General features: G+C 65.9%; 25 protein-coding genes and 1 tRNA gene. 11 read left to right on the forward strand and 15 right to left on the reverse strand.

Annotated features, from left to right (window positions below; genetic code table 11):
• Window positions 1-21 precede the first annotated feature (21 nt).
• The 4 genes from GIY56_RS04425 to phaC all read right to left on the reverse strand — a co-directional run bounded on the left by GIY56_RS04425 (window position 22) and on the right by phaC (window position 3,357).
• Window positions 22-111, reverse strand: a tRNA-Ser gene (locus tag GIY56_RS04425).
• Between the two features lie 38 nt (window positions 112-149).
• On the reverse strand, window positions 150-761 hold the full coding sequence (gene phaR / locus GIY56_RS04430) for a polyhydroxyalkanoate synthesis repressor PhaR (protein ID WP_154763601.1): 612 nt from the start codon (window positions 759-761) through the stop codon (window positions 150-152).
• A 148-nt stretch (window positions 762-909) separates the two neighbouring features.
• Window positions 910-1,374, reverse strand: coding sequence for a Phasin (locus GIY56_RS04435; RefSeq protein ID WP_154763602.1), 465 nt, complete (start codon window positions 1,372-1,374; stop codon window positions 910-912).
• A 210-nt stretch (window positions 1,375-1,584) separates the two neighbouring features.
• Window positions 1,585-3,357, reverse strand: a complete 1,773-nt coding sequence (gene phaC / locus GIY56_RS04440; protein ID WP_230312312.1) for a class I poly(R)-hydroxyalkanoic acid synthase — start codon at window positions 3,355-3,357, stop codon at window positions 1,585-1,587.
• Window positions 3,358-3,782: 425 nt separating this feature from the next.
• On the opposite strand from phaC, the gene phaZ reads away from it, so the two are divergent.
• Window positions 3,783-5,117 (forward strand): polyhydroxyalkanoate depolymerase, encoded by a 1,335-nt coding sequence (gene phaZ / locus GIY56_RS04445; RefSeq protein ID WP_328288458.1) that lies wholly within the window; start codon window positions 3,783-3,785, stop codon window positions 5,115-5,117.
• On the opposite strand, the gene GIY56_RS04450 is transcribed toward phaZ, so the two are convergent.
• Window positions 5,114-6,076 (reverse strand): alpha/beta hydrolase, encoded by a 963-nt coding sequence (locus tag GIY56_RS04450; RefSeq protein ID WP_154763604.1) that lies wholly within the window; start codon window positions 6,074-6,076, stop codon window positions 5,114-5,116. The genes phaZ and GIY56_RS04450 overlap by 4 nt on opposite strands.
• Window positions 6,063-6,803: an alpha/beta hydrolase gene (locus GIY56_RS04455; RefSeq protein WP_154763605.1), complete on the reverse strand. Its 741-nt coding sequence runs from the start codon at window positions 6,801-6,803 to the stop codon at window positions 6,063-6,065. Before GIY56_RS04455 ends, GIY56_RS04450 begins: the two co-directional genes overlap by 14 nt.
• 121 nt (window positions 6,804-6,924) lie before the next feature.
• Here GIY56_RS04455 and thrS point away from each other — a divergent pair, with 121 nt between their 5' ends.
• The 4 genes from thrS to GIY56_RS04475 all read left to right on the forward strand — a co-directional run bounded on the left by thrS (window position 6,925) and on the right by GIY56_RS04475 (window position 11,266).
• On the forward strand, window positions 6,925-8,871 hold the full coding sequence (gene thrS / locus GIY56_RS04460) for a threonine--tRNA ligase (RefSeq protein ID WP_154763606.1): 1,947 nt from the start codon (window positions 6,925-6,927) through the stop codon (window positions 8,869-8,871).
• Between the two features lie 205 nt (window positions 8,872-9,076).
• Window positions 9,077-9,283 (forward strand): cold-shock protein, encoded by a 207-nt coding sequence (locus tag GIY56_RS04465; protein WP_089388183.1) that lies wholly within the window; start codon window positions 9,077-9,079, stop codon window positions 9,281-9,283.
• Between the two features lie 80 nt (window positions 9,284-9,363).
• Window positions 9,364-9,990: a DsbA family oxidoreductase gene (locus GIY56_RS04470; RefSeq protein WP_154763607.1), complete on the forward strand. Its 627-nt coding sequence runs from the start codon at window positions 9,364-9,366 to the stop codon at window positions 9,988-9,990.
• Between the two features lie 55 nt (window positions 9,991-10,045).
• Window positions 10,046-11,266 carry a multidrug effflux MFS transporter gene (locus GIY56_RS04475; RefSeq protein WP_230312276.1) on the forward strand — a complete coding sequence of 407 codons (1,221 nt, stop codon included), beginning with the start codon at window positions 10,046-10,048 and terminating at the stop codon, window positions 11,264-11,266.
• On the opposite strand, the gene GIY56_RS04480 is transcribed toward GIY56_RS04475, so the two are convergent.
• From GIY56_RS04480 to GIY56_RS04495, 4 genes are read right to left on the reverse strand one after another with little or no spacing between them, the layout of a single operon-like run.
• Complete coding sequence (locus tag GIY56_RS04480; RefSeq protein WP_230312278.1) at window positions 11,225-11,851, reverse strand: nucleoside/nucleotide kinase family protein; 627 nt, start codon at window positions 11,849-11,851, stop codon at window positions 11,225-11,227. The two genes, GIY56_RS04475 and GIY56_RS04480, sit on opposite strands and share 42 nt — an antisense overlap.
• A 53-nt stretch (window positions 11,852-11,904) precedes the next feature.
• A complete protein-coding gene (locus tag GIY56_RS04485; RefSeq protein WP_230312280.1) occupies window positions 11,905-12,678 on the reverse strand; it encodes an ATP-binding cassette domain-containing protein in 774 nt (257 codons plus the stop codon).
• On the reverse strand, window positions 12,675-13,730 hold the full coding sequence (locus GIY56_RS04490) for an ABC transporter permease (protein WP_154763609.1): 1,056 nt from the start codon (window positions 13,728-13,730) through the stop codon (window positions 12,675-12,677). The genes GIY56_RS04485 and GIY56_RS04490 overlap by 4 nt, the downstream gene beginning before the upstream one ends.
• A gap of 57 nt (window positions 13,731-13,787) precedes the next feature.
• Window positions 13,788-14,816 (reverse strand): sugar ABC transporter substrate-binding protein, encoded by a 1,029-nt coding sequence (locus tag GIY56_RS04495; protein WP_154763610.1) that lies wholly within the window; start codon window positions 14,814-14,816, stop codon window positions 13,788-13,790.
• Between the two features lie 120 nt (window positions 14,817-14,936).
• On the opposite strand from GIY56_RS04495, the gene GIY56_RS04500 reads away from it, so the two are divergent.
• The 3 genes from GIY56_RS04500 (at window position 14,937) to ychF (ending at window position 18,067) form a co-directional block, all read left to right on the forward strand.
• Window positions 14,937-16,043 (forward strand): ROK family transcriptional regulator, encoded by a 1,107-nt coding sequence (locus GIY56_RS04500; RefSeq protein ID WP_196053545.1) that lies wholly within the window; start codon window positions 14,937-14,939, stop codon window positions 16,041-16,043.
• A gap of 125 nt (window positions 16,044-16,168) precedes the next feature.
• Window positions 16,169-16,789 (forward strand): 30S ribosomal protein S4, encoded by a 621-nt coding sequence (rpsD, locus tag GIY56_RS04505; protein WP_328288439.1) that lies wholly within the window; start codon window positions 16,169-16,171, stop codon window positions 16,787-16,789.
• A gap of 180 nt (window positions 16,790-16,969) precedes the next feature.
• Window positions 16,970-18,067, forward strand: coding sequence for a redox-regulated ATPase YchF (ychF, locus tag GIY56_RS04510; protein ID WP_154763613.1), 1,098 nt, complete (start codon window positions 16,970-16,972; stop codon window positions 18,065-18,067).
• Window positions 18,068-18,073: 6 nt separating this feature from the next.
• Here ychF and GIY56_RS04515 read toward each other — a convergent pair whose 3' ends face one another.
• A complete protein-coding gene (locus GIY56_RS04515) occupies window positions 18,074-18,823 on the reverse strand; it encodes a hypothetical protein (RefSeq protein WP_154763614.1) in 750 nt (249 codons plus the stop codon).
• A 125-nt stretch (window positions 18,824-18,948) separates the two neighbouring features.
• Here GIY56_RS04515 and cobS point away from each other — a divergent pair, with 125 nt between their 5' ends.
• Window positions 18,949-19,923: a cobaltochelatase subunit CobS gene (gene cobS / locus GIY56_RS04520; RefSeq protein ID WP_154763615.1), complete on the forward strand. Its 975-nt coding sequence runs from the start codon at window positions 18,949-18,951 to the stop codon at window positions 19,921-19,923.
• The gene (locus GIY56_RS04525) at window positions 19,923-20,417 is read left to right on the forward strand and encodes a hypothetical protein (protein WP_154763616.1); all 495 of its coding nucleotides are present in this window, start codon (window positions 19,923-19,925) and stop codon (window positions 20,415-20,417) included. The genes cobS and GIY56_RS04525 overlap by 1 nt, the downstream gene beginning before the upstream one ends.
• 92 nt (window positions 20,418-20,509) lie before the next feature.
• On the opposite strand, the gene GIY56_RS04530 is transcribed toward GIY56_RS04525, so the two are convergent.
• Window positions 20,510-21,571 (reverse strand): alkene reductase, encoded by a 1,062-nt coding sequence (locus GIY56_RS04530; protein WP_407946942.1) that lies wholly within the window; start codon window positions 21,569-21,571, stop codon window positions 20,510-20,512.
• A 130-nt stretch (window positions 21,572-21,701) separates the two neighbouring features.
• Between GIY56_RS04530 and GIY56_RS04535 the strand changes: the two genes are divergently transcribed.
• Window positions 21,702-23,990, forward strand: coding sequence for a Tex family protein (locus tag GIY56_RS04535; protein ID WP_154763618.1), 2,289 nt, complete (start codon window positions 21,702-21,704; stop codon window positions 23,988-23,990).
• A 163-nt stretch (window positions 23,991-24,153) separates the two neighbouring features.
• On the opposite strand, the gene GIY56_RS04540 is transcribed toward GIY56_RS04535, so the two are convergent.
• From GIY56_RS04540 to GIY56_RS04550, 3 genes are read right to left on the reverse strand one after another with little or no spacing between them, the layout of a single operon-like run.
• Window positions 24,154-25,275: an ABC transporter ATP-binding protein gene (locus tag GIY56_RS04540; protein WP_328288440.1), complete on the reverse strand. Its 1,122-nt coding sequence runs from the start codon at window positions 25,273-25,275 to the stop codon at window positions 24,154-24,156.
• Window positions 25,272-26,084: an ABC transporter permease gene (locus GIY56_RS04545; protein ID WP_328288441.1), complete on the reverse strand. Its 813-nt coding sequence runs from the start codon at window positions 26,082-26,084 to the stop codon at window positions 25,272-25,274. Before GIY56_RS04545 ends, GIY56_RS04540 begins: the two co-directional genes overlap by 4 nt.
• Window positions 26,081-26,950 (reverse strand): ABC transporter permease, encoded by an 870-nt coding sequence (locus GIY56_RS04550; RefSeq protein WP_154763619.1) that lies wholly within the window; start codon window positions 26,948-26,950, stop codon window positions 26,081-26,083. The genes GIY56_RS04545 and GIY56_RS04550 overlap by 4 nt, the downstream gene beginning before the upstream one ends.
• Between the last annotated feature and the right edge of the window lie 21 nt (window positions 26,951-26,971).

Genomic DNA, 26,971 nt, shown 5'->3' on the forward strand with positions numbered 1-26,971 from the left:
GTCGATGCCGGTGAGGGAGGATGGCGGACAGTGAGGGATTCGAACCCTCGAGACGGTTCCCCGCCTACACACTTTCCAGGCGTGCGCCTTCGACCACTCGGCCAACTGTCCGTGGGCGCGGTCTAGCTTGTGTCCGCGGCGGGTGCAAGTCAGAGCTTCGAGATACGCTGCTGAAGTTCGGCCAGCTGGCGACGGATTTCGGCCATGTCCTCGCCCCCCTCGCCTTCAGGGGCGGGCCGCTGCCTGGACTTGCGGGCGGGCGCGGCCTCGCCCGCCTGTTCCGGCGTTTCCAGTTCGCCCGGCTCGGGTCCCGAGGCTCCGGTCCAGCCGCCCATCAGCGCCTTCAGGAAGGCCCGCTGCTGGCGCTGCATCGCGTCAAACCCGGGCACGCGGACCATGGGGTTGGGAATGACGGCCATGTTCTCCATCAGCTTCGACTGGCTTTCGCGCAGCATCTCGAAACTGGCGGCCAGGAATTGCGGCACGACCGAATGGGCGCTTGTCGCGTAACTGCGCACCAGGTCGGTCAACACGTCGATGGGCAGGACGTTTTCGCCGCGCCCTTCGTGTTCGGCGATGATCTGCAGAAGATATTGCCGCGTCAGGTCGTCGCCCGACTTCAGGTCCACGATCTTGACCTCTCGCCCCGCGCGGATGAAGGCGGCGATGTCTTCCAGGGTCACGTAGTCGCTGGTTTCGGTGTTGTAAAGCCGCCGGCTGGCATAGCGCTTGATCAGCAGCGGCGTGGATGTTCCGGCCATGTCGGACCTCGGGCAAGCGGTTTCCGACATGATGGGTGCTGCACCCGCAAAAGGCAAAGAAAATCCTGCGCCCGCCAAGGGCCGCCCCTTGGGCATGAAAAAAGGGGCGCACAGGCCCCTTTCTTCAAATCACCTGTTCCGCGCGGGATTATTTCGCGGCGACGGTGTTCGCGGCGGCTGCGGCCTTCTTCACGGCCATCTGGTTGTCGCGCACGACGCTTTCGGTGACGGTGCGGGCTTCCGTGGCAACGTCCTTGCCGGCGGTCAGCATCAGATCGACGGTGTCCATCTGGACCTTTTTCGCCACTTCGGCAAAGGCGGCCATATGCTCGGCCGCGACTTCGGCGGAAGCCGAGGCGAAATCGCTCAGCGACTTGGCGTAATCGGACGGCTCGCTCTTGACGACGGCCAGTTCACCCATGCGGGCGATGGTGTCCTTGGCCCAGCGGGCCGAGATGTCGGTCGAACGTTCGGCGGCGCTCAGCGCGACGCGGGTCAGTTTCTCACCCAGGGCGCCCTGCGATTTGAAGGCTTCCTGGAACGACGAGGTGTCGATCGGGAAATTGGCCATCATGTCCTGGAAGGTCTTCGCGAAATCGGGGGTCTTTGCCATGTCAGTCACTCCTATCAGCGCAGCGGAAGGAAGAGATTCGATGAGAGAGGTTTCCGCAGCTAAAGCCATTCTCGTGACTGCAATATGAATGCTGCAGCGCAGCATTGCAAGTTTTTTGCTGCTGCGCCGCAGAAAAAAGTTCCCTCTTTGCTAGCCTGGAACCTTGCGTTTCCTGGCAAGTCCTTGCCTCGCCCCGGATTATTTCTTCGATCAGGCGGCCCGTTCGTGGACATAGGTTCCGGGCGCAGGGGCAAGGCCTTGGCCCGGATCGCGCGCGGGCACCATCGGCCCGGCCCGTTCCGCCAGCCATTCGCCCCATCGCGGCCACCAGCTTCCCTCGGCGAACGAGGATGATTCCCTCCAGGCCTGGTGGTCCTTGCTGAAATCGCGGCTGCCCATGTAGTGGCCGTATTTCTTCTTGGACGGCGGATTGACGATGCCCGCGATATGCCCCGATTCCGACAGGATGAAGGTCTTGTCGGCGGACCCCATCAGCGCGACGCCCCGCCAGCTGTCCTTCCAGGGCGCGATGTGATCGGTTTCGCAGGTGATCGCGCACAAGGGCACCGTCACGTCCGAGATGTGCAGCTTGTGGCCCATCATCTCGAACCCGCCCTTGGCAAAGGCGTTCTGCTGGCAAAGCCTGCGCAGGTATTGCATCGTCATCTTGCCGGGCAGGTTCGTGCTGTCGCCGTTCCAGAACAGCAGGTCGAAGGCGGGCGGCGTCTCGCCCATCATGTAGCTGCGGATGGCCGGTCCCCAGACCAGATCGTTGGGACGCAGGAAGCTCATGGTGCGCGACATCAGGCGGGCGCGCAGCATCCCGTGGCGGCTGACCTCGTCGGAGATGCCGCTGACGATGTCGTCTTGCAGAAAGCTGACGAATTCGCCCTGGTCCGAGAAATCGGTCAGCGTCGTGAACAGCGTGGCCGAATTCACGCGGTCGTCGTTGCGCTGCTTGAGCAGGGCCAGCGTCAGCGACAGCACGGTCCCGCCGATGCAATAGCCCACGGCGTTCAGCCTGGGCTGCCCGGTCAGGTCGCGCACCTTGTCCATCGCGTCCAGATAGGCCGAGACATAGTCTTCCAGCCCGACATCGGCATAGCTGGCATCGGGGTTCTTCCAGCTGACGACGAACAGGGTATGGCCCTGCTCGGTCAGCCATTTTATCAAGCTGTTCTGGGGCTTGAGGTCCAGGATGTAGAACTTGTTGATCCAGGGCGGGAAGATCAGCAAGGGCATCTGGTGCACCTGGTCGGTCGCGGGCTTGTACTGGATCAGCTCGTACAAGGGGGTGCGGTGGACAACCATGCCCTCGCTGGTGCCGACGTTCTCGCCCACGGAAAAGGCGTCGCGGTCGGCCAGCGACACGACGATGTCGCCGCCGTTCATCTCGACATCGCGGACCAGGTTCTCCAATCCCTTGACCAGGCTTTCGCCCTCGGTCTCGATGGCGCGTTCCAGCGCGTCGGGATTGGTCGCCAGGAAGTTCGTGGGCGCCATCATGTCCACGATCTGGTTGGTCAGCCAGGTGATGCGCCGCCGCGCGGTGTCGTCGGGCAGTTGCAGGTTCTGCGTGGCGTCCTTCAGCGCCTTGGCATTGGTCAGGTATTGCCGCTTGACGAAGTTGAAATACGGATGGCTCTGCCACAGCGGATTGGCGAAACGCTTGTCGGCGGGGGCTTCGTCCTCGGGGATGCCGGCTTGCCGGCGCGCCAGCATCATCTGCGCGTTGGCATAGTTCTTCAGCGTCTCGCCCCAGTAGTTGACCTGGTTTTCCAGGATGCGGCCCGGCTGTTCCGACAGGGTCTTCATCCAGCCGTTGGCGGCGGCCATGAACAGTTCGGGACCCGGCGACTCGATGCCCGGATTGGGCAGGGGCCGCGACGACAGGGCGGCCATCAGGCGCTGGCCCAGGGCCTCGATGCGCTCGATGTTCTCGGCCAGCTTCTTCGCGGTCAAGGGAGACGAGCCGCGGGCCATCGCCTCGGCCATGGCGCCGGGCGCGCGGCCCGCGTCGGCCACGGGTTCGGATCGGGCGGACGCCGCCTGGTCCAACCGGACCTGCGGCGCGGCAGGGGGCGCGGGATCGGCCGTCGATTGTGCCGACTGGACTGATTCTGCCGGCGCGGCGTCCCCGCTGCGGGGCTTCGTTCGCTTGCTGCCTGAACGTTGGGCAGGACGTGTTCCAGGCTTTTCAGAAGCTTCCGCCTTGCCCGATGCCGAAATGTCCTTGCCGCCGTCCAATTCCGTGCGCCTTGCCATGATCCCGGTTCCCCCCTTATACCTGATCGGATGATATGCGCAGGGCAGGCATTGCGCAAACGCGGTCGGAACCCGATCTGCCGCCGTTTGCTTCCTTGTCATGCCGCAGCCGCGAAAGGACAGCCCACGTGACGATCAAGGGTATCAAGGGCATCGTGTCCTATGACGCGATGGAAACCATTCGGAACACGAACGAATGGATGGGCGCCTCGGCCCGCGCCATCGCGTCCTATCCGATCTTCGCGCTGAACCCCCATCCGATCTTCAAGATGATGAGCGCGTGGGGCCGCGTCACCGAACGCAGCTTCGCCCGGATGGTGATCAAGCCCGACTGGGAAATCCCGCCGATCGCGGGCAACGAGGGCCAGGACCACATCGTCTATGTCGAACCCGTGCTGAAGCGTCCCTTCGGCGACCTGGTCCATTTCCGCGTCGCGCGGCGGGAACCGCAGCCCCGCAAGGTCCTGCTGATCGCGCCGATGTCGGGCCATTACGCCACGCTGATGCGGTCCACCGTCACCTCGCTGCTGCCCGATTGCGAGGTTTACGTCACCGACTGGCACAATGCCCGCGACATTCCCGTCAGCGAGGGCAAGTTCGACATCGAGGATTACACCCAGTACCTGGTCGATTTCATGCGCCATCTGGGACCGGACACCAACGTGATCGCCGTCTGCCAGCCCGCGCCCCTGGCCCTGGCCGCGACCGCCATCCTGGCCGAGGACGATCCCGCCTCGCAGCCGCGCACCCTGACGCTGATCGGCGGTCCGGTCGATCCCGACGCCGCCGCGACCGAGGTGACGGATTTCGGCAACCGCATGACCATGGGCGAACTGGAACACACCGTGATCCAGTCCGTCGGCTTCAAGTATCGCGGCGCCGGGCGGATGGTCTATCCGGGGCTGGCGCAGCTGTCCTCGTTCATCGCCATGAACGCGGAAACCCATGCCCGCGCCTTCATCGACAAGATCTGGGCCGAGGCGCGCGGCACCGCGTCCGAGGGCGACAAGCACTACAAGTTCTATGACGAATACCTGGCCGTCATGGACATGACGGCGGAATTCTATCTTTCCACGGTCGAGCGGATCTTCAAGAAGCTGGAAATCGCCCGCAACGAATTCGTCGTGAACGGCCGCCGTGTCGATATCGGCAAGATCACCAAGGTCGCCATCATGACGGTGGAGGGGGCGAACGACGACATCTCGGCCCCGGGGCAATGCGTGGCGGCGCTGGATCTGTGCACGGGCGTTCCCGCCGAACGCAAGCGGCAGCACCTGGAACCGGGCGCGGGCCATTACGGCATCTTCGCCGGCAAGTCCTGGCGGCTGAACATCCGCCCGCTGGTGCTGGACTTCTTCGACGAGAACGGCTCGGTCCCGGATTCCGGCAAGCCGAGAAAGCCCCGCGTGCGCGGCGGCGAGGCTGCGGATTGCGGCGTGACCGATCCGTTCATCGACAGCAGCAAGATCGCCGTCTAGGAACCCGGCCCCAGGTCCCTGATCCAACCGGCGATCGCCGGCACAAGGTCGCGGGTCAGGCCGGGCGACAGCGCCTCGCCCGCGATCACGTGGCCGTCGGGATCGTCGTTCGGACCGGGCGTCACCTTCAGGACGGTCGCGCCGCCGCCCCATCCGGCGGCGACCCGGGCGCTGGCGCGGTGGTCGATGATCCGGTCCGCATCCGACCACACGAACAGCGCAGGCACCCGCGCCGCGCGGTAATCCCCCCGGCGCGCCTGCCGCACCAGCGCCCCGACCGGCAGCACCGCCCGGGCCGGATAGCAGCTTGTCCAGCGCGCCCGGTGCAGGGCGTTGCGGGTGACGAAGCACCTCTCGGGATCACCCGTCAGCCGCAGGATGGTCCGGGCAAAGGGCAGATCCAGCCGCCACGCACCCCGCCCCCGCAGCGTGAAGTTGGGCGAGATCAGGACCACCCCGTCCATCGCCCTGCCCGTCTGCGGGTCGCGCGCGGCCAGGGCGGTCAGGGTCGCGCCCGTGGACATCCCCAGCACGACCACGCGCCGGCCCAACTGCCGTGCAGCCGCCAGTCCCTCGGCCAGGTCGCGCCACCAGTCCTGCGCCCTGGCAGAGGCCAAGTCCGCACCCCCCTGCCCGTGCCCGGTCAACCGGATCGCCAGCAGGTTCGCGCCCAGCTGCCGCGCCAGATCCTCGGGCAAGGGGCGCAGTTCGGCCGGACTGGCGGAAAAGCCGTGGACATAAAGGATCGCCAGATCGGTGGCCTGCCCCGGCTGCCCCGCCCATTGCAGATAGGATGCGACCTCGGGGCGGATCCCCGCCTCTCTCGCGGCCAGCCAAGCTTGGGGATCGGCAGGCAGACCCACCGTCACCGGATCGGGCCGCAGCCTGTCGCGCGGGCCGAAGATCCACACCAGCGCCAGCCCGGCGGCCAGCGCAAGCGCCAGCCTAAGCCAGAACATCGTCGATGGACCGCGCGATCAGCGCCAGGCATTCCGACGTGGAAAAGCGGTGGTCCGCGCCCTTGAGCAGCGTCAGGCGGACATCGTCCCCGCCCGCATGATCCAGCAGCCGCACCGCCCAATCGACCGGCACATCCGTGTCCGCCGTGCCCTGCAACATGCGCACCGGAAAGGGCAGCGGCAAGGGCTGGTTCATCACCAGATGGTCGCGCCCGTCCTCGATCAGGCGGCGGGTGATGACATAGGGCTGGTCGGCATAATCGCTGGGCAGCGCCACCCGGCCCTTTGTCATCACCGCCTGCCGCTGCGCCTCGCTGAACCCCGCCCAGAACCCCTGTTCCGTGAAATCCGGCGCGGCGGCGACCGTGACAAGCCCCGCCACCCGCTGCGGCATCGCCCGCGCCACCAGCAGGCTGATCCAGCCGCCCATCGACGATCCGACCAGCACCTGCGGCCCGTCCGTCAGCGCCTCGATCACGTGGCGGGCGTCCGCGAACCAATCACCGATGCAGCCCTCCTCGAACACGCCGCTGCTGTCGCCGTGGCCGGAATAGTCGAAGCGCAGGAAGGCGCGGTTCTGCCCCCGCGCCCAGTCGTGCAGCCAGGCGGCCTTGGTGCCCGTCATGTCGGACTTGAACCCGCCCAGGAACACCACGCCCGGCCCGCGCCCGTTGCTGCGCTGAAAGGCGATGCGCCGCCCGGCGGGGGTTTCCAGATACTCGCTCATCTCGGGCCTTTCGCTCAGGGGTCCGGCTTATCTTGACAGTTTTCCCGGCCCGGTCCAAGGACAGGCGCAGACAACCCGCAACCGGGCGTTCCGTGGGCGCCAAACCGACGAGGAGGACGTTATGTCCCAGATTTCGCTAACCTTTCCCGATGGCAATGCGCGCGACTATCCCGCCGGCATCACCGCCGCCCAGGTCGCCGAAAGCATCGCGCCCAGCCTGGCCAAGCGCGCGATCTCGGCCACCCTGGACGGGCGGCACATCGACCTGGCCTGGCCCATCGACGCCTCGGGCGCGATCAGCATCAACACGATCAAGGACGACGCCCCCGCGCTGGAACTGATCCGCCACGACTTCGCCCATGTCATGGCCCGCGCCGTGCAGGAGATCTGGCCCGACGTGAAGGTCACCATCGGACCTGTCAGGGACTACGGCTGGTTCTATGATTTCGACCGCGCGGAACCCTTCACCCCCGAGGATCTGGGCCGGATTGAGGCGAAGATGAAGGACATCATTGCCGCCCGCGACCCCGTCCGCACCGAGGTCTGGGACCGTGACCGCGCCATCGCCCATTACAAGGCCGCGAACGAGCCGTTCAAGCTGGAACTGATCGACCGCATCCCCGAGGGCGAGCCGCTGCGGATGTATTGGCACGGCCCCTGGCAGGATCTGTGCCGCGGCCCGCATCTGCAGAACACCGGCCAACTGCCCGCCGACGCCTTCAAGCTGACCCATATCGCCGGGGCCTATTGGCTGGGCGACAGCACCCGCCCCATGCTGCAGCGCATCTATGGCGTGGCCTTCCGCAACCGCGACGAACTCAAGGCCCACATGACCATGCTGGAGGAGGCCGCCAAGCGCGACCACCGCAAGCTGGGCCGCGAGATGGACCTGTTCCACATGCAGGAGGAAGCGCCGGGCCAGATCTTCTGGCATCCGAACGGCTGGACCATCTATACGGCGTTGCAGGACTACATGCGCCGCAAGCAGCGCACTGATGGCTATGTCGAGGTGAACACCCCCCAGGTCGTCAGCCGCAAGCTGTGGGAGGCCTCGGGCCACTGGGAAAACTACCAGGAAAACATGTTCATCGTCGAGGTGGACGAGGATCATGCGCGGGCCAAGACCGTCAACGCGCTGAAGCCGATGAACTGCCCTTGCCACGTGCAAATCTTCAACCACGGCCTGAAATCCTATCGCGACCTGCCGCTGCGCATGGCGGAATTCGGGTCGTGCAACCGCTATGAGCCATCCGGCGCGCTGCACGGGATCATGCGGGTGCGCGGCTTTACCCAGGACGACGCGCATATCTTCTGCACCGAGGATCAGATCGAGGCGGAAACCCGGAAATTCATCGAATTCCTGGCAGGCATCTATGCCGACCTGGGCTTCACCGAATGGCGCATCAAGCTGTCCACCCGACCCGACAAGCGCATCGGTTCCGACGAAAGCTGGGACCGGGTCGAGGCGGCGTTGGGCAACGCCTGCAAGGCCGCCGGTTACGACTATGAACTGTTCCCCGGCGAGGGCGCGTTCTACGGTCCCAAGCTGGAATTCGTGCTGCGCGACGCCATCGGGCGCGACTGGCAATGCGGCACGTTGCAGGTGGATCCGAACCTGCCCGAACGGCTGGACGCGGAATATGTGGGCGCGGACGGCGCGAAACACCGCCCGATCATGCTGCACCGCGCGGTCCTGGGGTCGTTCGAGCGTTTTATCGGCATCCTGATCGAGAACAGCGCGGGCAAGCTGCCCTTCTGGCTGGCGCCCCGGCAGGTGGTCGTGGCCTCGATCGTGTCGGACGCCGATCCTTACGTGGCCGAGGTGGTGGACAGCCTGCGCGCGGCGGGCATCCGGGCCGAGGCGGATACCCGCAACGAAAAGATCAACTACAAGGTCCGCGAACATTCCGTGGCGAAAGTGCCGGCGATTCTTGCCATCGGCATGAAAGAGGTAGAGGATGGGACCGTATCGCTTCGGCGCCTGGACCAGCAAGGGTCGCGTTCGTTACCGTTAACCGAAGCCGTCGAGATGCTGAAAGACGAAGCCACCCCGCCGGACCTGCGCTGAATCGCGTTCCATCGGCGGGTTTATACGTGCGGATCGCCGTCCGCGCGTCTTTCCGTCTTGCCTTTTTTAACGATTCGTCCATCCTCTCACCTGCGTGAGCGAAGCCTTTCTACCGCCTCCCTTTTACGGGCAGCCGGAATACCGAAAGCGGGCTGCACGGCCTGGCGCAATCCTGCGTCGGGATGACTTGAAGGAGAGAACGGTTATGGCGACCGGAACGGTTAAATGGTTCAACGCCACCAAAGGCTATGGCTTCATCGCCCCCGATGACGGCGGCAAGGACATCTTCGTCCACATCTCGGCCGTGGAGCGCGCCGGGCTGACGGGCCTGAAGGACAACCAGAAGATCGCATACGAATTGCAGTCGGGCCGCGATGGCCGCGCCTCGGCCAGCGATCTGAAGCTGCTCTGATCCAGCTCTCGAACGGTTGCGGAACGGCCCGCTTGCGGGCCGTTTCCTATTTGCGGCCGCCTTGCCTGAAAGAACCCGCCATGATCCCGCTCGACATCTTCGCGGATCCCGTCTGCCCCTGGTGCCTGATCGGCAAGGCCGAACTGGACCGCGCCCTGGAAAGCCGCCCGTCCCATCCCTTCCAGGTCGCCTGGCATCCCTTCCGGCTGAACCCGCAGGTGCCCCCGGGCGGCATCGACCGGATCGCCCATCTGCACGCCAAGCTGGGCGACCGGGCCGAGGACGCCTTCCGCGCCGTGGCGCAGCGGGCAGCAGCACTTGGCCTGGTCCTGAACCCCTCGCCCATCGAGCCGGACACGACCGACGCCCACCGGCTGATGCACTGGGCCGGGCTGGAAGGTGCGCAGACGCGGGTCATGTCGGTCCTGCTGCGCGCCCATTGGCAGGAAGCCCGCGACATCGGCGACGCCGCCGAACTGGCGCGCATCGCGGGTGCTGCCGGAATGGACGCGGATCTGGTGGCCCGCCTGCTGGCCAGCGACGCCGACCGGGCCGAGGTCGCATCGCGCGAACGGCACGCCCGGGAACGCGGCATCGCTTCGGTCCCGACCTTCATCGTGGCCAACAGCCACGCGGTCAGCGGCGCGCAACCCGCAAGCCTGTGGCAGCAGGTGATCGACGAGCTGGCGGGCGGACCTTCAAACTAACTTGCACACTGTGCAATCTTCGGCTATAGGCCAGCCCTGACCGAAAGGCCTCCTCATGTCCGTGACCGTTCCCCCCGCAAGCGCATCGCAGCGTCGCTTGCCCCTGCCCGAATTCGTGGCGATGCTGGCCTTCCTGTTCGCCACCGTCGCCTTTTCCATCGACGCGATGCTGCCCGCCCTGCCCGACATCGCGGCCCAGCTGACGCCCGACAACGTCAACCGCGCGCAACTGATCCTGACCGCCTTCATGGCGGGCATGGGGCTTGGCACGCTGTTCGCCGGGCCGATTTCCGACGCCATCGGCCGCAAGCCCGCGATCTTCCTGGGCACCGCGATCTATATCGCCGCGACCATCGCCGCGATCTTCTCGCAATCCATCGAGTTCCTGCTGGCCGCCCGCTTCGTCCAGGGCCTTGGCGCATCCGCCCCGCGCATCGTCGGCATGGCGCTGATCCGCGACCTGTATGCGGGGCGCGAGATGGCACGGATTTCCAGCTTCGTGATGATGGTCTTCATCATGATCCCGGCGCTGGCGCCCTCGATCGGCGCGGGCATCATCGTGTTTTCGGGCTGGCACGGCGTGTTCGTGGCCTTTGTCCTGTTCGCGCTGGTCGGGGCAAGCTGGCTGGGCTTCCGCCAGGCCGAAACGCTGCCGCCGTCGGAACGCAGGCCGCTGCGCCTTGCCACCCTCAGCGCCGCCGCGCGCGAGGTGCTGTCGAACGGTCAGGTGATGCTCTGCACGCTGGTGCTGACGCTGGGCTTCGGACAGATGTTCGCGCTGCTGTCCTCGGCCCAGCAACTGTTCGGCGAAACCTACGGCAAGGGCGACAACTTCCCCGCCTGGTTCGCGCTGATGGCGATCCTGTCAGGGGCGGGCACGCTGCTAAACGCGACCTTCGTGATGCGCTTCGGGATGCGGCGGATCGCGAAATGGGCCTATGTCATGCAGACGGTCGTGTCCGCCGTCATGCTGTCGCTGGTGCTGACGGATGTCCTGCCCATGGGCCTGCGCTTCCCGGCCTTCTTCTTCTGGGCAGTCAGCGTGTTCTTCATGGCAGGCGTGACCTTCGGCAACCTGAACGCGCTGGCGCTGCAACGCATGGGCCATATCGCGGGCATGGCGGCGTCGATCATCGCGGCGCTGTCCACCATCGCGGCCACGCTGATCGCGGCGCCGGTGGGTCTGCTTTACGACGGCACCCCCGTTCCGGCGATGACGGCCACGCTGATCTGCTCAGCCCTGGCCTGGGCCTTGATGGGCCGGCTGCGCGATTGACAAATCGGCCCGTTCGGACCGGCGGGCAATGAGGCGCGCATTGGCAAGGTCGTTTTCCAGATGCGCGGCAACCTGGCCCGCGTCCTTGCCATGGCCCTGCCAGCGCGCGGTCAGGCGGCGTTCCAGTTCCGCCTCGGGCACGTCCAGCCAGATCCTCAGGTCATAGCGCAGGCGGTTCCAGGGCGCGGCATCCAGCAGCAGATAGTTGCCCTCGATCACGACGATCCGGTGGCCCGGGCTGACGACCCCCGCCCCGGCCACGGCCAGTTCGCGGCTGCGGTCGAAGACGGGAAAGATCACCTCGGTCCCCGGCACTGCCAGCCGCTGAACCAAGGCGGCAAACCCTTCGGCGTCGAAGGTTTCCACCGCCCCCTTCCTGGCCCGCAACCCGCGCGCCTCCAGCACGCGGTCGTCCAGATGGAACCCGTCCATCGGCACCAGCACGGCATCAGGCAGCCGCGCGACCAACACCTCGGCCAGCGTGGACTTCCCCGACCCCGGCGCGCCAGCCACGGCAACCAGAACCCGCGCCCCTTCCAGCGCGCGGATCCGGGCCAGCAGCCCTTGCCCCTCTTCTTCATCCAAATATCCTGGGGGGAGTCCGAAGGACGGGGGGCAAGGCCCCCCGTCCATGCCTGTCATGCAGCGATCCCCTCGGGCAGGCGCGCCCCGGTCATGTAGGCCACCGCATCTGACATCGTGTGGTCCTTGGGGTTGATGACGCACAAGCGCCGCCCCAGGCGGTGGATGTGGATCCGGTCCGCCACCTCGAACACGTGGGGCATGTTGTGGCTGATCAGCACGATGGGGATCCCGCGCGACCGCACGTCCAGGATCAGGTCCAGCACCCGGCGGCTTTCCTTGACGCCAAGCGCGGCGGTCGGCTCGTCCAGGATGATGACCCGGCTGCCGAATGCCGCCGCACGCGCCACCGCGACCCCCTGGCGCTGGCCGCCCGACAGGGTCTCGACCGGCTGGGCGATGTTCTGGATCGTCATCAGCCCCAGTTCCGACAGCTTCTGGCGGGCAAAGGCGTCCATGGCGGGCTTGTCCAGCATCCCGAACCACTTGCCCAGGACGCCCGGACGGCGGATCTCGCGTCCCATGAACATGTTGTCCGAAATCGACAGGGCGGGCGACAGGGCCAAGGTCTGATACACCGTCTCGATCCCGGCGCGGCGCGCTTCCAGGGGGCTGGCAAAGCTGACAGGCTTGCCGTCCAGCCGGATCTCGCCCTCGTCGGGCTGCACCGCGCCCGAGATGGCCTTGATCAGGCTGGACTTGCCCGCCCCGTTGTCGCCGATCACGGCCAGGATCTCGCCGGGGTACAGGTCGAAGTCCGCGTGGTCCAGCGCGGTCACGCGGCCGTAACGCTTGACCAGGTTGCGGGCATACAGAAGCGGCTCAGTCATGACGAAATCTTCCTGATCCATTGGTCGATGGCGACAGCGACGATGATCAGCCAGCCGGTCGCGAACAGCTGCCACAGCACGTCCACCCCGGCGAGCCTCAGGCCCGAGTTGAAGACGCCCACGATCAAGGCGCCTATCAGCGGTCCCATGATGGATCCGCGCCCCCCGAACAGAGAGATCCCTCCGATCACCACGGCGGTGATGGATTCCAGGTTCGCCTCGAAGAACGAGGTCGGGCTGACCGATCCCACGCGCCCGATGGACGACCAGGCCGCCAGGGCGCAGATCACGCCCGAGACGACATAAACCGACATCAGCACGCGCTTGGTCTGGATGCCTGCCAGCGCCGCCGATTCCGGGTCGTCGCCCACGGCATAGACGCGGCGTCCCCAGGCGGTCTGGTTCAGCGCATACCACAGCACCGCAAAGACGATCAGCATCAGCACGACACCATAGGTCAGCACCGCGCCGCCCAGGGTGAAGCGTTCGCCGAAGAATTTCAGCAGCGGCGCCTCGGTGTCGAGCGTCTGGCTGCGGATGGTCTCGCGGTTGGACAGGTAATAATTCAACGCCAGGAAGATATTCCACGTCCCCAGCGTCGTGATGAAGGGCGGCAGCTTCAGCCGCGTCACCAGCGTGCCGTTCAGCGCGCCCGTCGCGGCCCCGACGGCCACCCCCACCAGGATCGAGATCGGCACCGGAATGCCGAACTCCACCGACAGCCGGCCCATGATGACCGACACCATGACCATGACCGCGCCGACCGACAGGTCGATGCCCGCCGTCAGCACCACCAGCGACTGCGCGGCGGCCAGGGTGCCGACCACGGCGACCTGTTGCAGGATCAGGGACAGGTTGAAGGCCGAAAAGAAGTTCGGCGCGATCAGCCCGAAGGCTGCCACCGACAGCACCAGCACGATGACCGGGACCATGGTCGGATAACGGTGCAGGAAATGCTGCACCCGGTCCAGCAGGCCGCGCGAATGATGATCGAAGCTCGCAACCGCCTCGGACGGGTTGCGCGCGACCACGGGGTCGGGGGTGTCGGACATCAGGCCCTCCGCTGTTCGGGAAAGGGCGGCGGCAGGGCCACCGCCCAGGGGATCAGGTCAGCCCCAGCACTGGGCCAGGCCATCTGCGACGCTGATCGACGGCACGCCCTCGACCGGCTGGTCCGTGACCAAGTTCACGCCGGTGTCGGTGAAATCCAGCCCCTCGGTCGTTTGCGGCTTGGTGCCGTCCTTGGCGAAGGCGGCGATCGCCTCGATCCCCATGGAGGCCATCTTCAGCGGATACTGCTGCGAGGTTGCGCCGATCACGCCCGCCTTGACGTTTTCCACGCCCGGGCAGCCGCCATCGACCGACACGATGGTCACGTTGCCTTCCATGCCGAAGGATTTCAGCGCCTCATAGGCCCCGGCGGCGGCGGGTTCGTTGATGGTATAGACCAGGTTGATGCCCGGTTCCTTCTGCATCAAGGCCTCCATCGCCTGCCGGCCGCCTTCCTCGTTGCCCGAGGTCACGTCATGGCCCACGATGCGGGGGTCTTCCTCGTCCCCGATGACGTTGTTGTCCTTCACATCGACGCCGAAGCCTTCCAGGAACCCTTGGTCGCGCAGTACATCGACGGATGGCGCGCTGGCCGACAGATCCAGCATGGCGATCTTGGCGTCCTTTGCCGCGTCGCCCATCTTGCCCGCGGCCCATGCGCCGATCAGGCGCCCCGCTTCGCGGTTGTCGGTGGCGAAGGTCGCGTCGGCGGCGTCGATCGGGTCAAGCGGCGTGTCCAGCGCGATGACCAGGATGCCCGCGTCGCGCGCCTGCTTGACCGATTCCGTGATGGCCTTGGTGTCGGACGCGGTGATCAGGATGCCCTTGACCCCCGCCGCGATGCAGCTTTCCATTGCCTGCTGCTGGGTCTCGTGGTCGCCGTCGATCTTGCCGGCAAAGCTCATCAGCTGGATGCCCAATTCCTCGGCCTTGGCGGTCGCGCCTTCCTTCATCTTCACGAAGAACGGGTTGATGTCGGTCTTGGTGATGATGCAGGCCTTGACCGGATCCTGGGCGCTGGCGACGCCCGCCGACAGCGCCAGAACCGATGCGGCCAGCGACAGGCGCAATGAAGACGTGATGAACATTCCTGAAACTCCTCCGAATGGCGGCACCTCCTCCGCCTTGCCGCCTCAGAAAGCATGAAGCGTTTCCGCTTGTCAATAAATCAATCCTGTTGACTAATGCGGGCAGGAAGGATGAAGCCCATGCTGCATGATGCCAGAAACCGGCTTGACCTCAGCCAGAACGAACGGCAGATCCTGTCGCTGGTCCGCAGGCGCGGCCCCCTTCCCCGTGCCGCCCTGGCGCAGGCGACCGGGTTGTCGCCGCAAGCGATCACCAACCTGACCAGAAAGCTGATCGAGAACGGTTTTCTTGATTCGGGCGCCGTGGTGCGGGGCAAGGTGGGCCAACCCTCGACCCCCCTGTCCCTGGCCCCCGAAGGCGCCCTGTTCCTGGGGCTGAAGCTGGGCCGCCGGCTGGTCGAGCTGGCGCTTGTCGATTTCGTCGGCCGGATAAAGGTCCACCGGCAGGAACTATACGGCCACCCTACCCCTGACGGCGTGATGACCTTTGCCCGCCACGGCATCGCGACGATCCTCGATTCGCTTTCCCCTTCGGCCCGAATCGCCGGACTTGGCATCGCCACCCCGTTCCGCCTGTGGGACTGGGGGTCCGAGATGGCGGGCTGGCACGACTTCGACCTGGCCGCCCGCCTGGCCGAGGGGCTGCCTTTCCCCGTCTTCCTGGAAAACGACGCCAGCACCGCCTGCGCGGCGGAGCTGATCTTCGGGCGGTCGGTCCTGCCGCGCGATTTCGTGCACCTGTATATCGCGCATTTCGCGGGCGGCGGCGTGGTGCTGGATGGCCGGTTGCGCATCGGTCCCCGCCGCAATGCCGGGGCGCTCGGGTCGATGCCGATCCCGGGCGGGCGGCAGTTGCTGGACGTGGCCTCGGTCTCGACGCTCGAGGAGCGGTTGGGCCGGTCCCTGCCCCCAGACGATTCGGGCTGGCAGGGACCGGCAGAGATCGAGGCGCAGTGGATCGCCGAATCGGCGGACGCCCTGGCTTTTGTCGCGCTGTCGGCGACCGCGCTGCTGGACATTCCCGCCGTGGTCATCGACGGCGCCATTCCGCCCGCCACCCGCCGCGCCCTGGCCGATGCCACCCGAACCGCCATGGCCCGCCTGCCCGCCGCGGGGATCGACCGCCCCCAGGTCACCGAGGGCAGCCTGGCCCGCAGCGCGCGCATCCTGGGCGCCGCCGCCCTGCCCTTGGCGCATTTCTTCGAACCGGGCGGCGCGCTGGCTTGACACTGGCGCGCCTATCCTTATAAGCGCGCACTTCATTGGTGTTGGTGGACCCCGCAAGGGGAAGCCTGTCGGGTCGTCAGGCCAAAGGACAACGCCCTTCGATCATGCAAAGAAGGAGATCAGCGGTGACGAAACGCACCTCTGCCAAATACAAGCTTGACCGCCGCATGGGCGAAAACATCTGGGGCCGCGCCAAGTCCCCGGTGAACAAACGTGAATACGGTCCCGGCCAGCACGGCCAGCGCCGCAAGAACAAGCTGTCCGACTTCGGCACCCAGCTGCGCGCCAAGCAGAAGCTGAAAGGCTATTACGGCGACCTGACCGAAAAGCAGTTCCGCCGCATCTATGCCGAGGCCGAGCGCGTCAAGGGCGACACCGGCGAGAACCTGATCGGCCTGCTGGAGCGCCGCCTGGACGCCGTCGTCTATCGCGCCAAGTTCGTGGCGACCATCTGGGCCGCCCGCCAGTTCGTCAACCACGGCCACATCACCGTGAACGGCCAGCGCGTCAACATCGCGTCCTATCGCGTCAAGGAAGGCGACGTGATCGCCATCCGCGAACGCTCGCGCCAGCTGGCCATCGTGCTGGAAGCCGTGGGCCTGACCGAACGCGACGTGCCCGATTACCTGGAAGTCGATCACAACAAGATGACCGCGACCTTCGTGCGCCAGCCGGCCCTGGGCGACGTGCCCTATGCCGTGGTGATGGAGCCGAACCTGGTGGTCGAATACTACGCCAAGAACTGATCCTTCGGTTCCTGCACCAAAAGGCTGGCTTGCGCCGGCATCAAGAGCCTGGCCGGGGATCCCTCGGCCAGGCTTTTTCCGTCTTCACGCCCGCGATGGTCCGCAGGTTCGGGCGCGGACGCTTGCAGAACCGGAGCCGCTTGCCTAGAACGCCCGTGACTTGAGCAAAAGGGGCGCGTCATGGGCTTTCGCATGGGAATTGTCGGCTTGCCGAACGTGGGCAAATCGACGCTGTTCAACGCGCTGACGAAAACCGCCGCCGCGCAGGCCGCGAACTTTCCGTTCTGCACCATCGAACCCAACGTGGGCGACGTGGCCGTTCCCGATCCGCGCCTGGACACGCTGGCCGCCATCGCGGGCAGCAAGCAGATCATCCCCACGCGCATCACCTTCGTGGACATCGCGGGCCTGGTGAAGGGCGCCAGCAAGGGCGAAGGCCTGGGCAACCAGTTCCTGGCCAACATCCGCGAGGTGGACGCCATCGCCCATGTCCTGCGCTGCTTCGAGGATGGCGATGTCACCCATGTCGAGGGCCGCGTCGATCCCATCGCGGACGCCGAGACCATCGAGACCGAGCTGATGATCGCCGACCTGGAATCGGTCGAACGCCGCCTGGCCAACATTGCCCGCAAGCTGAAGGGCGGCGACAAGGACGCCGTGGCCCAGGAAAAGCTGCTGAAGGCCGCGCAGGCCGCGCTGGAATCCGGCAAGCCCGCCCGCACCGTCCCCGTCGCCGACGAGGACCGGAAGGCCTGGGCCATGCTGCAATTGCTGACCGCCAAGCCCGTCCTGTTCGTCTGCAACGTCGAGGAGGACCGCGCCGCCACCGGCAACGCCCAGTCCGACCGCGTGGCCGAAATGGCCCGCGCCCAAGGGGCGGGGCATGTGGTGATTTCCGCCCGGATCGAGGAGGAGATCAGCCAGCTTCCAGCAGACGAAGCCGCGATGTTCCTGGAGGAGATGGGCCTGCACGAGGCGGGCCTGGATCGCCTGATCCGCGAGGGCTACAAGCTCTTGGGCCTGGACACCTATTTCACGGTCGGCCCCAAGGAAGCCCGCGCCTGGACCATCCACCGCGGCACGCTGGCCCCCCAGGCGGCGGGCGTGATCCACGGCGATTTCGAGCGCGGCTTCATCCGGGCCGAGACCATCGCCTATGACGACTACGTCGCCTGCAAGGGCGAGGCGGGCGCGCGCGAGGCGGGCAAGTTCCGCGTCGAGGGCAAGACCTATCCCGTCAAGGACGGCGACGTGCTGCATTTCCTGTTCAACGGCTGAGAGGCCTCACCGCCCCCAGACATACCACGCCACCGCCGCGACCAGCAGGATCGCGACGATCCCGGCCGGTCCGCGCCACCAGGGCTTGCGTTCCAGCGGATCGACCGACAGGGGCGCAAGCCCGTGGCCCAGGTGTTCCCGGATCCGCTGGCGGGCGCGGGCCGGGGCCATGACCGGGGTCAGGTCGCCCGCGAAACGCGCCAGCCGTTCCTGCCAGTCGGCAAGCCGGGCCTTGTCCAGGGGTTCGCCCCCTCGCAGCCCGAGCGCCTGTTCGGCCGCGGCAAGGCTGTCGCCCTCGTCCGCGGCATGTCCGGCGAGCCGTTCCAGCCCCTCGTGCAGGGCGTGGCGGGCTTCATCGGCGGAAATGCCCTGGCGTCCGGCCAGGCGGGAATAGTCCAGCCCTTCCAGATAGGCGATGCGCACCAGTTCGACGGGATCGGCGTTGTTCCGGCCCCTCGCCTCGGCCATGGCGGGCATCGCGCCATGCGACCGGTCCATGGCCCTGTCGCGGGTTTGCGTCACCATCCAGGCCATGGACGACAAGCCGCTGCCGGGAACGCGCGCCGCCTCTTTCCAGACGGAGATATAGACCTGTTCCAGCGTTTCCTCGGCCTCTCGCCGGTCCTTCAGGATCGACAGGCACAGCGCGTTCAGCCGCGCCGAGGTGGTTTCATACAACGTGTCGAAAGCATGACGGTCACCCTTCGCGATGCGCGCGATCAGGCTGTCCAGGGTCGTCTGGCGGGCATCCGGCAAGGGGGTTCCTCTCGTGATTGCGCAGTCAACTTAGCAGCCGTCCCGCCCCCGTCAACGCAGCCCCGGCTTGCACGTGGCGGACTTATGCGCAATCAAGGCAGGCGATGTGATGAAAGGGCCTTGCGATGCTGGACATGAACGCCAAACCGACTGAGGAGATCGACCTGCGCGAGGCGTTCGGTCTGGACAGCGACATGAAGGTCAAGGGCTTTGCCGAACGCACCGACCGCGTGCCGGAGGTGGACAGCACCTACAAGTTCGATCCCGACACCACCATGGCGATTCTGGCGGGATTCGCCTATAACCGCCGGGTGATGATCCAGGGCTATCACGGCACGGGCAAATCGACGCATATCGAACAGGTGGCGGCCCGCCTGAACTGGCCCTGCGTGCGGGTGAACCTGGACAGCCATGTCAGCCGCATCGACCTGATCGGCAAGGACGCGATCAAGCTGGTGGACGGCAAGCAGGTCACGGTGTTCCACGAAGGCATCCTGCCCTGGGCCTTGCGCAACCCGACCGCCATCGTCTTTGACGAATACGACGCGGGCCGCGCCGACGTGATGTTCGTGATCCAGCGGGTGCTGGAAACCGACGGCAAGCTGACGCTTCTGGACCAGAACGAGGTGATCACGCCCAACCCCTATTTCCGGCTGTTCGCGACGGCCAACACCGTCGGCCTGGGTGACACGACGGGGCTTTACCACGGCACCCAGCAGATCAACCAGGGCCAGATGGACCGCTGGTCGCTGGTCAGCACCCTGAACTATCTGTCCCACGATGCCGAGGCCGCGATCGTGCTGGCCAAGAACCCCACCTACAACACCGAAAAGGGCCGCAAGATCATCGGCCAGATGGTGACGCTGGCCGACCTGACGCGCACGGCCTTCATGCAGGGCGACCTGTCCACCGTCATGTCGCCGCGCACGGTGATCACCTGGGCGCAGAACGCGCGCATCTTCGGCAACAACATCGGCTATGCCTTCCGGCTGACCTTCCTGAACAAGTGCGACGAGCTGGAACGCCAGACCGTGGCCGAATTCTATCAGCGCCTGTTCGACGAGGAACTGCCGGAAAGCGCCGCGGCGCGGGCGAAGTGATGAGCGGCAAACTAGGGTTCAGTGAGGAGTTCACAGAAGCTGAATATGCGTCCATTGGACGACTCGTTCGCGCATTTACCGAGTTGGAGCATGTTCTTGCTTCCACAGTCATTTCTTTGTCTGGTGGAGGAGATGCGGCCGAAACTGATTTAGATCTGGAAAAAAAATTCAAAGATGTCGTTAGCGGAACAATGGAACGCCGTCTTGAGGTCTTTCTAAAGTTCTATCGTGAAAAATATGGAGAAAACGTAGAAGTTAACAGTTTTGAGGATACTGCAAGAGCATTGCTCGAATGGAGGAATGCAGTTTTTCATGGCAGATGGCTCCGAGCAGACACCGGATTGATGCAGAACATATTTTATCAGCGAAATTATGTCCGTAACAAGAAAGATCCACCTGCACCAAATTTATCAATCAAGGACTTAAATAGCCTCAAACAACAGACTCTTTCTTGCGTAAAATCTTTAAGAGACCTTACAGCCGATTTGAAATAATGGCTTAGGCAAGTCTGCGTTAATCTCCTTCAAAGATTGTATTAAGTTACTTGATTGACGTAATGGGCGGGCCTGACGGCCCGCCACACCGATCAGACTTCTTCCGCCACCGGATAATCCACATAGCCCTTCGGCCCGCTGCCATAGAAGGTCTCGGGATCCTGCTGGTTCAGCGACAGGTTCTGGGCAAACCGGCGGGGCAGGTCGGGCGTGGCGATGAAATCCTTGCCGAAGGCCGCCGCGTCGGCCCGGCCCGTGCGGATCAGGTCGGCGGCGCTGTCGCGGGTCAGGCCTTCGTTGGCGATGACCACGCCGCCGAAGGCCGCCTTGATGTCGTCCAGCAGGCTGTCGGGACCGAGGTGTTCGCGCAGGCACAGGAAGGCCAGGCCCCGGTCGCGCATCTGCCGTGCGACATGCGTGAACAGCGCGCGGGGGTCGCTGTCGCCCATGTCGTGACTGTCGCCGCGCGGGGCCAGGTGCAGGCCCACGCGGTCCGCGCCCCACACGCCGATGACGGCATCGGTGACTTCCAGCAGGAACCGGACGCGGTTCTCGATGGAGCCGCCGTATCGGTCGGTGCGGCGGTTGGACTTGTCCTGCAGGAACTGGTCGATCAGATAGCCGTTGGCCGCGTGGATCTCGACCCCGTCAAAGCCCGCGCGCCTGGCGTTCTCGGCCCCCTGGCGATAGGCCTCGACGATGCCGGGGATCTCGGCCGTGTCCAGGGCGCGGGGGGTTTCGTATTCCTTCTTGGGACGCACAAGGCTGACGGTGCCTGCGGGCTTGATGGCGCTTGGCGCGACGGGCAGTTGGCCGTCCAGGAATTGGGGGTCGGAAATGCGCCCGACATGCCACAGTTGCAGGAAGATCAGCCCGCCCGCGTCATGAACGGCCTTGGTGACCTGCTTCCAGCCCTGAACCTGCGCCTCGTTCCAGATGCCCGGCGTGTCGGCATAGCCCACGCCCATGGGCATCACGCTGGTGGCTTCCGACAGGATCAGCCCGGCGCCGGCACGCTGTGCGTAATATTCGGCCATCATCGCGTTCGGGACGCGCTCGGCACCCGCACGGGCGCGGGTCAGCGGCGCCATCACGATGCGGTTCTTCAGGGTCAGGGGTCCAAGGGGAAGGGGGTCGAAAAGGGTAGGCATCAATCGTCCTTTCGTTTTGGCATTCCCTGCACCTGTGCATGTCGGCAGGCGGTGTCAACCTGCGCCTTGTGCATGACGGCCTTGGCCTGCGCGCCGTGCCCGGTTAGAACCATTGTCCCGACCGGAGGAACCCATGGACACAGCCGCCCGCATCGCCCGCACCATTGCCGCCGAGATCGGCGCCTCTCCGTCGCAGGTCACGGCGGCCGCGGGCCTGCTGGACGGCGGCGCGACCGTGCCCTTTGTCGCGCGCTATCGGAAAGAGGCGACGGGGGGCCTGGACGACACGCAGCTGCGGACCCTGGCCGACCGGCTGGCCTATCTGCGCGACATGGAGGCGCGGCGGGCGGCGATCCTGTCCTCGATCAAGGACCAGGGCAAGCTGACCGACGACCTGGCCCGCGCCATCGCCGGGGCGGAAACCAAGGCCGCGCTGGAGGACATCTATCTGCCCTTCAAGCCCAAGCGCCGCACCAAGGCGATGATCGCCCGCGAGAACGGGCTGGAGCCGCTGCTGCGCGCGATCCAGGGCAACCGGGGGGCCGATCCGGCGGTGCTGGCGGGGGGATATGTGTCCGAGGCGGTGGCGGACACCAAGGCCGCGCTTGACGGGGCGCGCGACATCCTGGCCGAGGAACTGTCCGAAAACGCCGCCCTGCTGGGCAATCTGCGCGACTTCATGCGGGCCGAGGCCTTCATCGCCGCCCGTCTGATCGCGGGCAAGGAACAGGCGGGCGCCAAGTTCAGCGATTACTTCGACCATCGGGAAAAATGGTCGGCCATTCCGGGCCATCGCGCGCTTGCCATCCTGCGCGCGGCCAAGGAGGAGATCGTCACCATCGACATCTCGCCCGACCCCGACACCGGGGCGCAGCGGGCCGAGGGGATCGTGGCGCAGGCGCTCGGGCCTCTGGGCCAGGGTCCGGGCGACCAGTGGCTGCGGCAGGTGGCGGGATGGACCTGGCGCGTCAGGCTGTCGAACACGATGTATATCGACCTGCTGACGGACCTGCGCAAACGGGCGCATGACGAGGCGATCCGTGTCTTTGGCCGCAACCTGCGCGACCTGCTGCTGGCCGCCCCCGCCGGGGCGCGGGTGACGCTGGGCATCGACCCCGGGATCCGCACCGGCTGCAAGATCGCGGTGGTGGACGCCACCGGCAAGCTGCTGGACACGGCGACGATCTATCCGTTTCAACCCAAGAACGACCTGCGCGGGGCCGAGGCCACGCTGCTGGCGCTGATTGCTAGGCACGGCGTGGACCTGATCGCCATCGGCAACGGCACCGCCAGCCGGGAAACCGAACGGCTGGTGGCCGAGGTTCTGAAGCGCCTGCCCAAGGGCGCGAAACTGCCCACCAAGGTGATCGTCAGCGAGGCCGGGGCCTCGGTCTATTCCGCATCCGAACTGGCCGCCAAGGAGTTTCCGCAGCTTGACGTGTCCCTGCGCGGCGCGGTGTCCATCGCCCGGCGCTTGCAGGATCCGCTGGCCGAACTGGTCAAGGTGCCGCCCGAATCCATCGGCGTCGGCCAATACCAGCACGACGTGGACCAGCGGCAGCTTGCGAAAACGCTGGAAGCCGTGGTCGAGGATGCGGTGAATGCCGTGGGCGTGGACCTGAACACCGCATCCGCCCCGCTGCTGGCCCATGTCGCGGGGCTTGGGCCGTCGCTGGCGCAGAACATCGTGGCGTGGCGGGATGAAAACGGCGCCTTCCCGTCGCGCGCGGCGCTGAAGAAGGTCGCGGGCCTCGGTCCCCGCGCGTTCGAGCAATGCGCGGGCTTCCTGCGCATTCCGGGCAGCAAGGAGCCGCTGGACGCATCCGCCGTCCACCCCGAGGCTTACGGCGTCGCGCGCAGGATCGTTGCCGCCTGCGGGCGCGACATCCGCGCGATCATGGGCGACGGGGCGGCCCTGAAGGGCATCCGCGCGGAACAGTTCGTGGACGACCATTTCGGCCTGCCCACGGTGCGCGACATCCTGTCCGAACTGGAAAAGCCCGGCCGCGACCCGCGCCCCGGCTTCGTCACCGCCAGCTTTGCCGAAGGGGTCGAGGCGATCACCGACCTCAAGCCCGGCATGACCCTGGAGGGCACCGTCACCAATGTCGCGGCCTTCGGGGCCTTTGTGGACATCGGCGTCCATCAGGACGGGCTTGTCCATGTCAGCCAGTTGGCCAACCGCTTCGTCAAGGACCCGAACGAGGTCGTGAAGGTCGGCGACGTGGTCCGCGTCCGCGTGACCGAGGTGGACGTGCCCCGCAAGCGCATCGGCCTGACGATGCGCAGCGACACTGACGCCGCCAGGCCCGCGTCGAAAGCGCCGGACAAGGCCGGGCCTCGGTCAGCCAGCGCCGCCCCGAAAACGGGCGGGCCGGGCGGCTTCGGCGCGGCATTGGCCAAGGCGATGCGCAAGAAGTAGCGTTTTCCCGTTCGGCCTTCGCGGCGCTGGCAGGCGGCGCGTCACGCCCTGGGGCAGGGCAACAGCCTGCCAGGGTCGCGCGGGGCCAAGCCGCCTTTCGTGGCGATGCGGCACGCGGGAAAGGACACGCGATGCGCTTGCCATTCTGGCCGAGCCATGGCGGCTAGCGGAACAGCACCAGCGACCCGGGCGACCAGGCAAGCCGGGTCCGCGTGCCGACCTCCTGCACGTCGCGGCCGAAGACGTTGCGCATGGAAATCCGCACCGGTCGCGCCTTGCCGTCCATCGCCGCAGCCCCGTCCAGCCGCAGGTCGTAATAGGTCATGTCGCCGTAATAGACGACCTCGTCGATGGTAGCGTTCGTTTCGCGCGGCTGGCTGTGGGTCTGGGTGGGACCGACCAGCGTCATGGTTTCCGGGCGAAAGCCGATGGTCGGGCCGTCGTCGTCCGGGTTCGCGCGGCTGACCTGGCGGGCGGGCAGTTCGACCGGGCCCAGGCCTGGAACCTCGGCCGTCACGGTGCCGTCGGTTTCCCCCAGGATCCGCGCGGGCAGGAAGTTCATCACCCCGATGAAGTCCGCGACCCGGCGGCTGGCGGGGCGGGCATACAGCGCCTCGGGTCCGTCAAGCTGGGCGATCTCGCCCTCGAACATGACGGCGATGCGGTCGGACATGACCAGGGCTTCCTCCTGATCGTGCGTGACCAGCACGAAGGTGATGCCGACCTGGCGTTGCAGCTTGATCAGTTCGACCTGCATCTGCTCGCGCATCTTGCGGTCAAGCGCCGACAGCGGCTCGTCCAGCAGCAGCACCTTGGGTTTCAGGATCAGCGCGCGGGCCAGGGCGACCCGTTGGCGCTGACCGCCCGACAGCGCGTGCGCGGCGCGGTTGCCGAAGCCGCGCAGGCCGACCATGGCCAGGGCGTCATCCACCAAGGCCGCCTTTTCCGCCTTGCCGCGCGGATCGCGGCGCAATCCGAAGGCCACGTTCTGGGCCACCGTCAGGTGCGGAAAGATCGCATAGGACTGGAACACCATGTTGGTGGGCCGCTTGTTCGCCGGCACCTCCTCCATGCGCCTTTCGTCGATCAGGATGGCGCCGTCGGAAATATCCTCGAACCCCGCGATCGTGCGCAGCAGCGTGGTCTTGCCGCAGCCGGACGGGCCGAGAAGCGAGAAGAACTCTCCGGCCCGGATCGTCAGGTCGATGCCGCGCAGCGCGTGGTAATCGCCGTAATGCTTGTGGACGCCGCGACACTCGATCATCGGCTTGCGGTCGTCGGTCACAGGAACCCTCCGGTCGGATTGCCGCCCATGCGGGCATTGCCGCGGCGGCGGAAGTATTCGCCCAGCGTCAGCAGCACGACGGACAGCGCCACCAGCACGGTGCCAAGAGCCATGACCATCGGGATCTGCTTGGGGAACCGCAACTGGCTGAAGATATAGGTGGGCAGCGTCGGCTGGTTGCCCGCGAGGAAGAAGGCGATGATGAATTCGTCCAGGCTGATGGTGAAGGAAATCAGCAGCGAACTGACGATGCCCGGCATGACCAGCGGCAGCGTCACCAGGCGAAACGCGCTCCACTTCGTTTCGCCCAGGTCGTAGGCGGCTTCCTCCAGCGACTTGTCCAAGGATGAAAACGCCGTGGACAGGATGGCGATGGCATAGGGCATGCAGATCAGGACATGGCCCATGATCACCGTCAGGATCGACAGCTGCACGCCCGCGCCCAGCAGCACGACCAGCAGCGACATCGCCACGATGATCTCGGGCAGCACCATCGGCAGCAGGATGAAGCCCATCATGCCGCCCTTGCCCGGAAACTCGAACCGGGTAGACGCGCGGGCGGCGAAGATGCCCAGGCAGGTCGCCAGGATCGAGGCGCTGACCGCGATGATCAGCGAATTCGTCAGCGCCGTGCGCAGCGTGGTATTGGCCCACATCTGCGCGAACCAGTTGGTGGTGAAGCCTTGCAGGGGGAATGCGATGATCGTGCCGGAGTTGAAGGCGAACAACGGCAGCAGGATGATCGGCGCATACAGGAACAGCAGATAGAGAGCCGCATAGGCCTGCAAGCCGCGCCCCTGCCCCTTCACGACCGCACCTTCAGGAAGCGGCGGTTGATGAGCAGGAAGACGATGCTGACAAGCGCGACGATGGCCATGGCCGTCACCGCAAGCGCCGCTCCCAGCGGGCGGTTGTCCAGCGCCAGCATCTGCACCTGGATCAGGTTGGCAATCATCGGGATCTTGCCGCCGCCGATCAGTTCGGGCGTGACGTAATCGCCGATGGTCGGGATGAACACGATCAGCACCGCCGCCAGCACGCCGGGCATGGCAAGCGGCAGCGTCACCCGCCAGAAGGTCATGGCGCGGCTTTCGCCCAGGTCGCGGCCTGCTTCCAGCAGCGCGCGGTCGATCTTTTCCAGGGCCACGAAGATCGGCAGGATCGCGAAGGGCGCATAGGCATGGGCCAGCGTGATCACGATGGAATTCACGTTGTACAGGATGAAGGTCAACGGCTCGTCGATGATGCCAAGACCGGTCAGGGTGGAGTTGATGACGCCGTTATAGCCCAGGATCACCTTCCACAGGAACACCCGGATCAGGTAGCTGGTCCAGAAGGGAATGGTGATCAGGAACAGCCACAGGGACTTCCTTTCGGGCCGGACCAGGAAGCTGACGTAATAGGCGACCGGAAAGGCCAGCAGGACCGTGACCAGCGTCACCAGGGCCGACACCATCAGCGAGCGCAGCATGACCGTGCGCACGATGGGATCGGTCCAGACCTGGACATAGTTCGTCAGGGTGAAATCGCGCACGACCTCCAGATAGCCGTCGGTCATGAAGCTGTAGGCCAGGATGGTCAGCAAGGGCGCCGCCAGGATCAGCAGGGCATACAGGAACGGCGGCGCGATCAGGGCATAGCCCTGCCTTGCCTGTGCATCCAGTCCCTTGGCCATCCGATCCTTCCCGCCGCGTTC

The organism is Paracoccus lichenicola (assembly GCF_009708075.1).
GTDB classification, from domain to species: Bacteria; Pseudomonadota; Alphaproteobacteria; order Rhodobacterales; family Rhodobacteraceae; genus Paracoccus; species Paracoccus lichenicola.

Coding starts and splice junctions, on each gene's coding strand:
- phaR (WP_154763601.1), bottom strand. CDS start 761: ATGGCCGGAACATCCACGCCGCTGCTGATCAAGCGCTATGCCAGCCGG.
- GIY56_RS04435 (WP_154763602.1), bottom strand. CDS start 1,374: ATGGCAAAGACCCCCGATTTCGCGAAGACCTTCCAGGACATGATGGCC.
- phaC (WP_230312312.1), bottom strand. CDS start 3,357: ATGGCCCGCGGCTCGTCTCCCTTGACCGCGAAGAAGCTGGCCGAGAAC.
- GIY56_RS04450 (WP_154763604.1), bottom strand. CDS start 6,076: ATGTTCTGGCTTAGGCTGGCGCTTGCGCTGGCCGCCGGGCTGGCGCTG.
- GIY56_RS04455 (WP_154763605.1), bottom strand. CDS start 6,803: ATGAGCGAGTATCTGGAAACCCCCGCCGGGCGGCGCATCGCCTTTCAG.
- thrS (WP_154763606.1), top strand. CDS start 6,925: ATGTCCCAGATTTCGCTAACCTTTCCCGATGGCAATGCGCGCGACTAT.
- GIY56_RS04465 (WP_089388183.1), top strand. CDS start 9,077: ATGGCGACCGGAACGGTTAAATGGTTCAACGCCACCAAAGGCTATGGC.
- GIY56_RS04470 (WP_154763607.1), top strand. CDS start 9,364: ATGATCCCGCTCGACATCTTCGCGGATCCCGTCTGCCCCTGGTGCCTG.
- GIY56_RS04475 (WP_230312276.1), top strand. CDS start 10,046: ATGTCCGTGACCGTTCCCCCCGCAAGCGCATCGCAGCGTCGCTTGCCC.
- GIY56_RS04485 (WP_230312280.1), bottom strand. CDS start 12,678: ATGACTGAGCCGCTTCTGTATGCCCGCAACCTGGTCAAGCGTTACGGC.
- GIY56_RS04490 (WP_154763609.1), bottom strand. CDS start 13,730: ATGTCCGACACCCCCGACCCCGTGGTCGCGCGCAACCCGTCCGAGGCG.
- GIY56_RS04495 (WP_154763610.1), bottom strand. CDS start 14,816: ATGTTCATCACGTCTTCATTGCGCCTGTCGCTGGCCGCATCGGTTCTG.
- GIY56_RS04500 (WP_196053545.1), top strand. CDS start 14,937: ATGCTGCATGATGCCAGAAACCGGCTTGACCTCAGCCAGAACGAACGG.
- ychF (WP_154763613.1), top strand. CDS start 16,970: ATGGGCTTTCGCATGGGAATTGTCGGCTTGCCGAACGTGGGCAAATCG.
- cobS (WP_154763615.1), top strand. CDS start 18,949: ATGCTGGACATGAACGCCAAACCGACTGAGGAGATCGACCTGCGCGAG.
- GIY56_RS04525 (WP_154763616.1), top strand. CDS start 19,923: ATGAGCGGCAAACTAGGGTTCAGTGAGGAGTTCACAGAAGCTGAATAT.
- GIY56_RS04535 (WP_154763618.1), top strand. CDS start 21,702: ATGGACACAGCCGCCCGCATCGCCCGCACCATTGCCGCCGAGATCGGC.
- GIY56_RS04550 (WP_154763619.1), bottom strand. CDS start 26,950: ATGGCCAAGGGACTGGATGCACAGGCAAGGCAGGGCTATGCCCTGATC.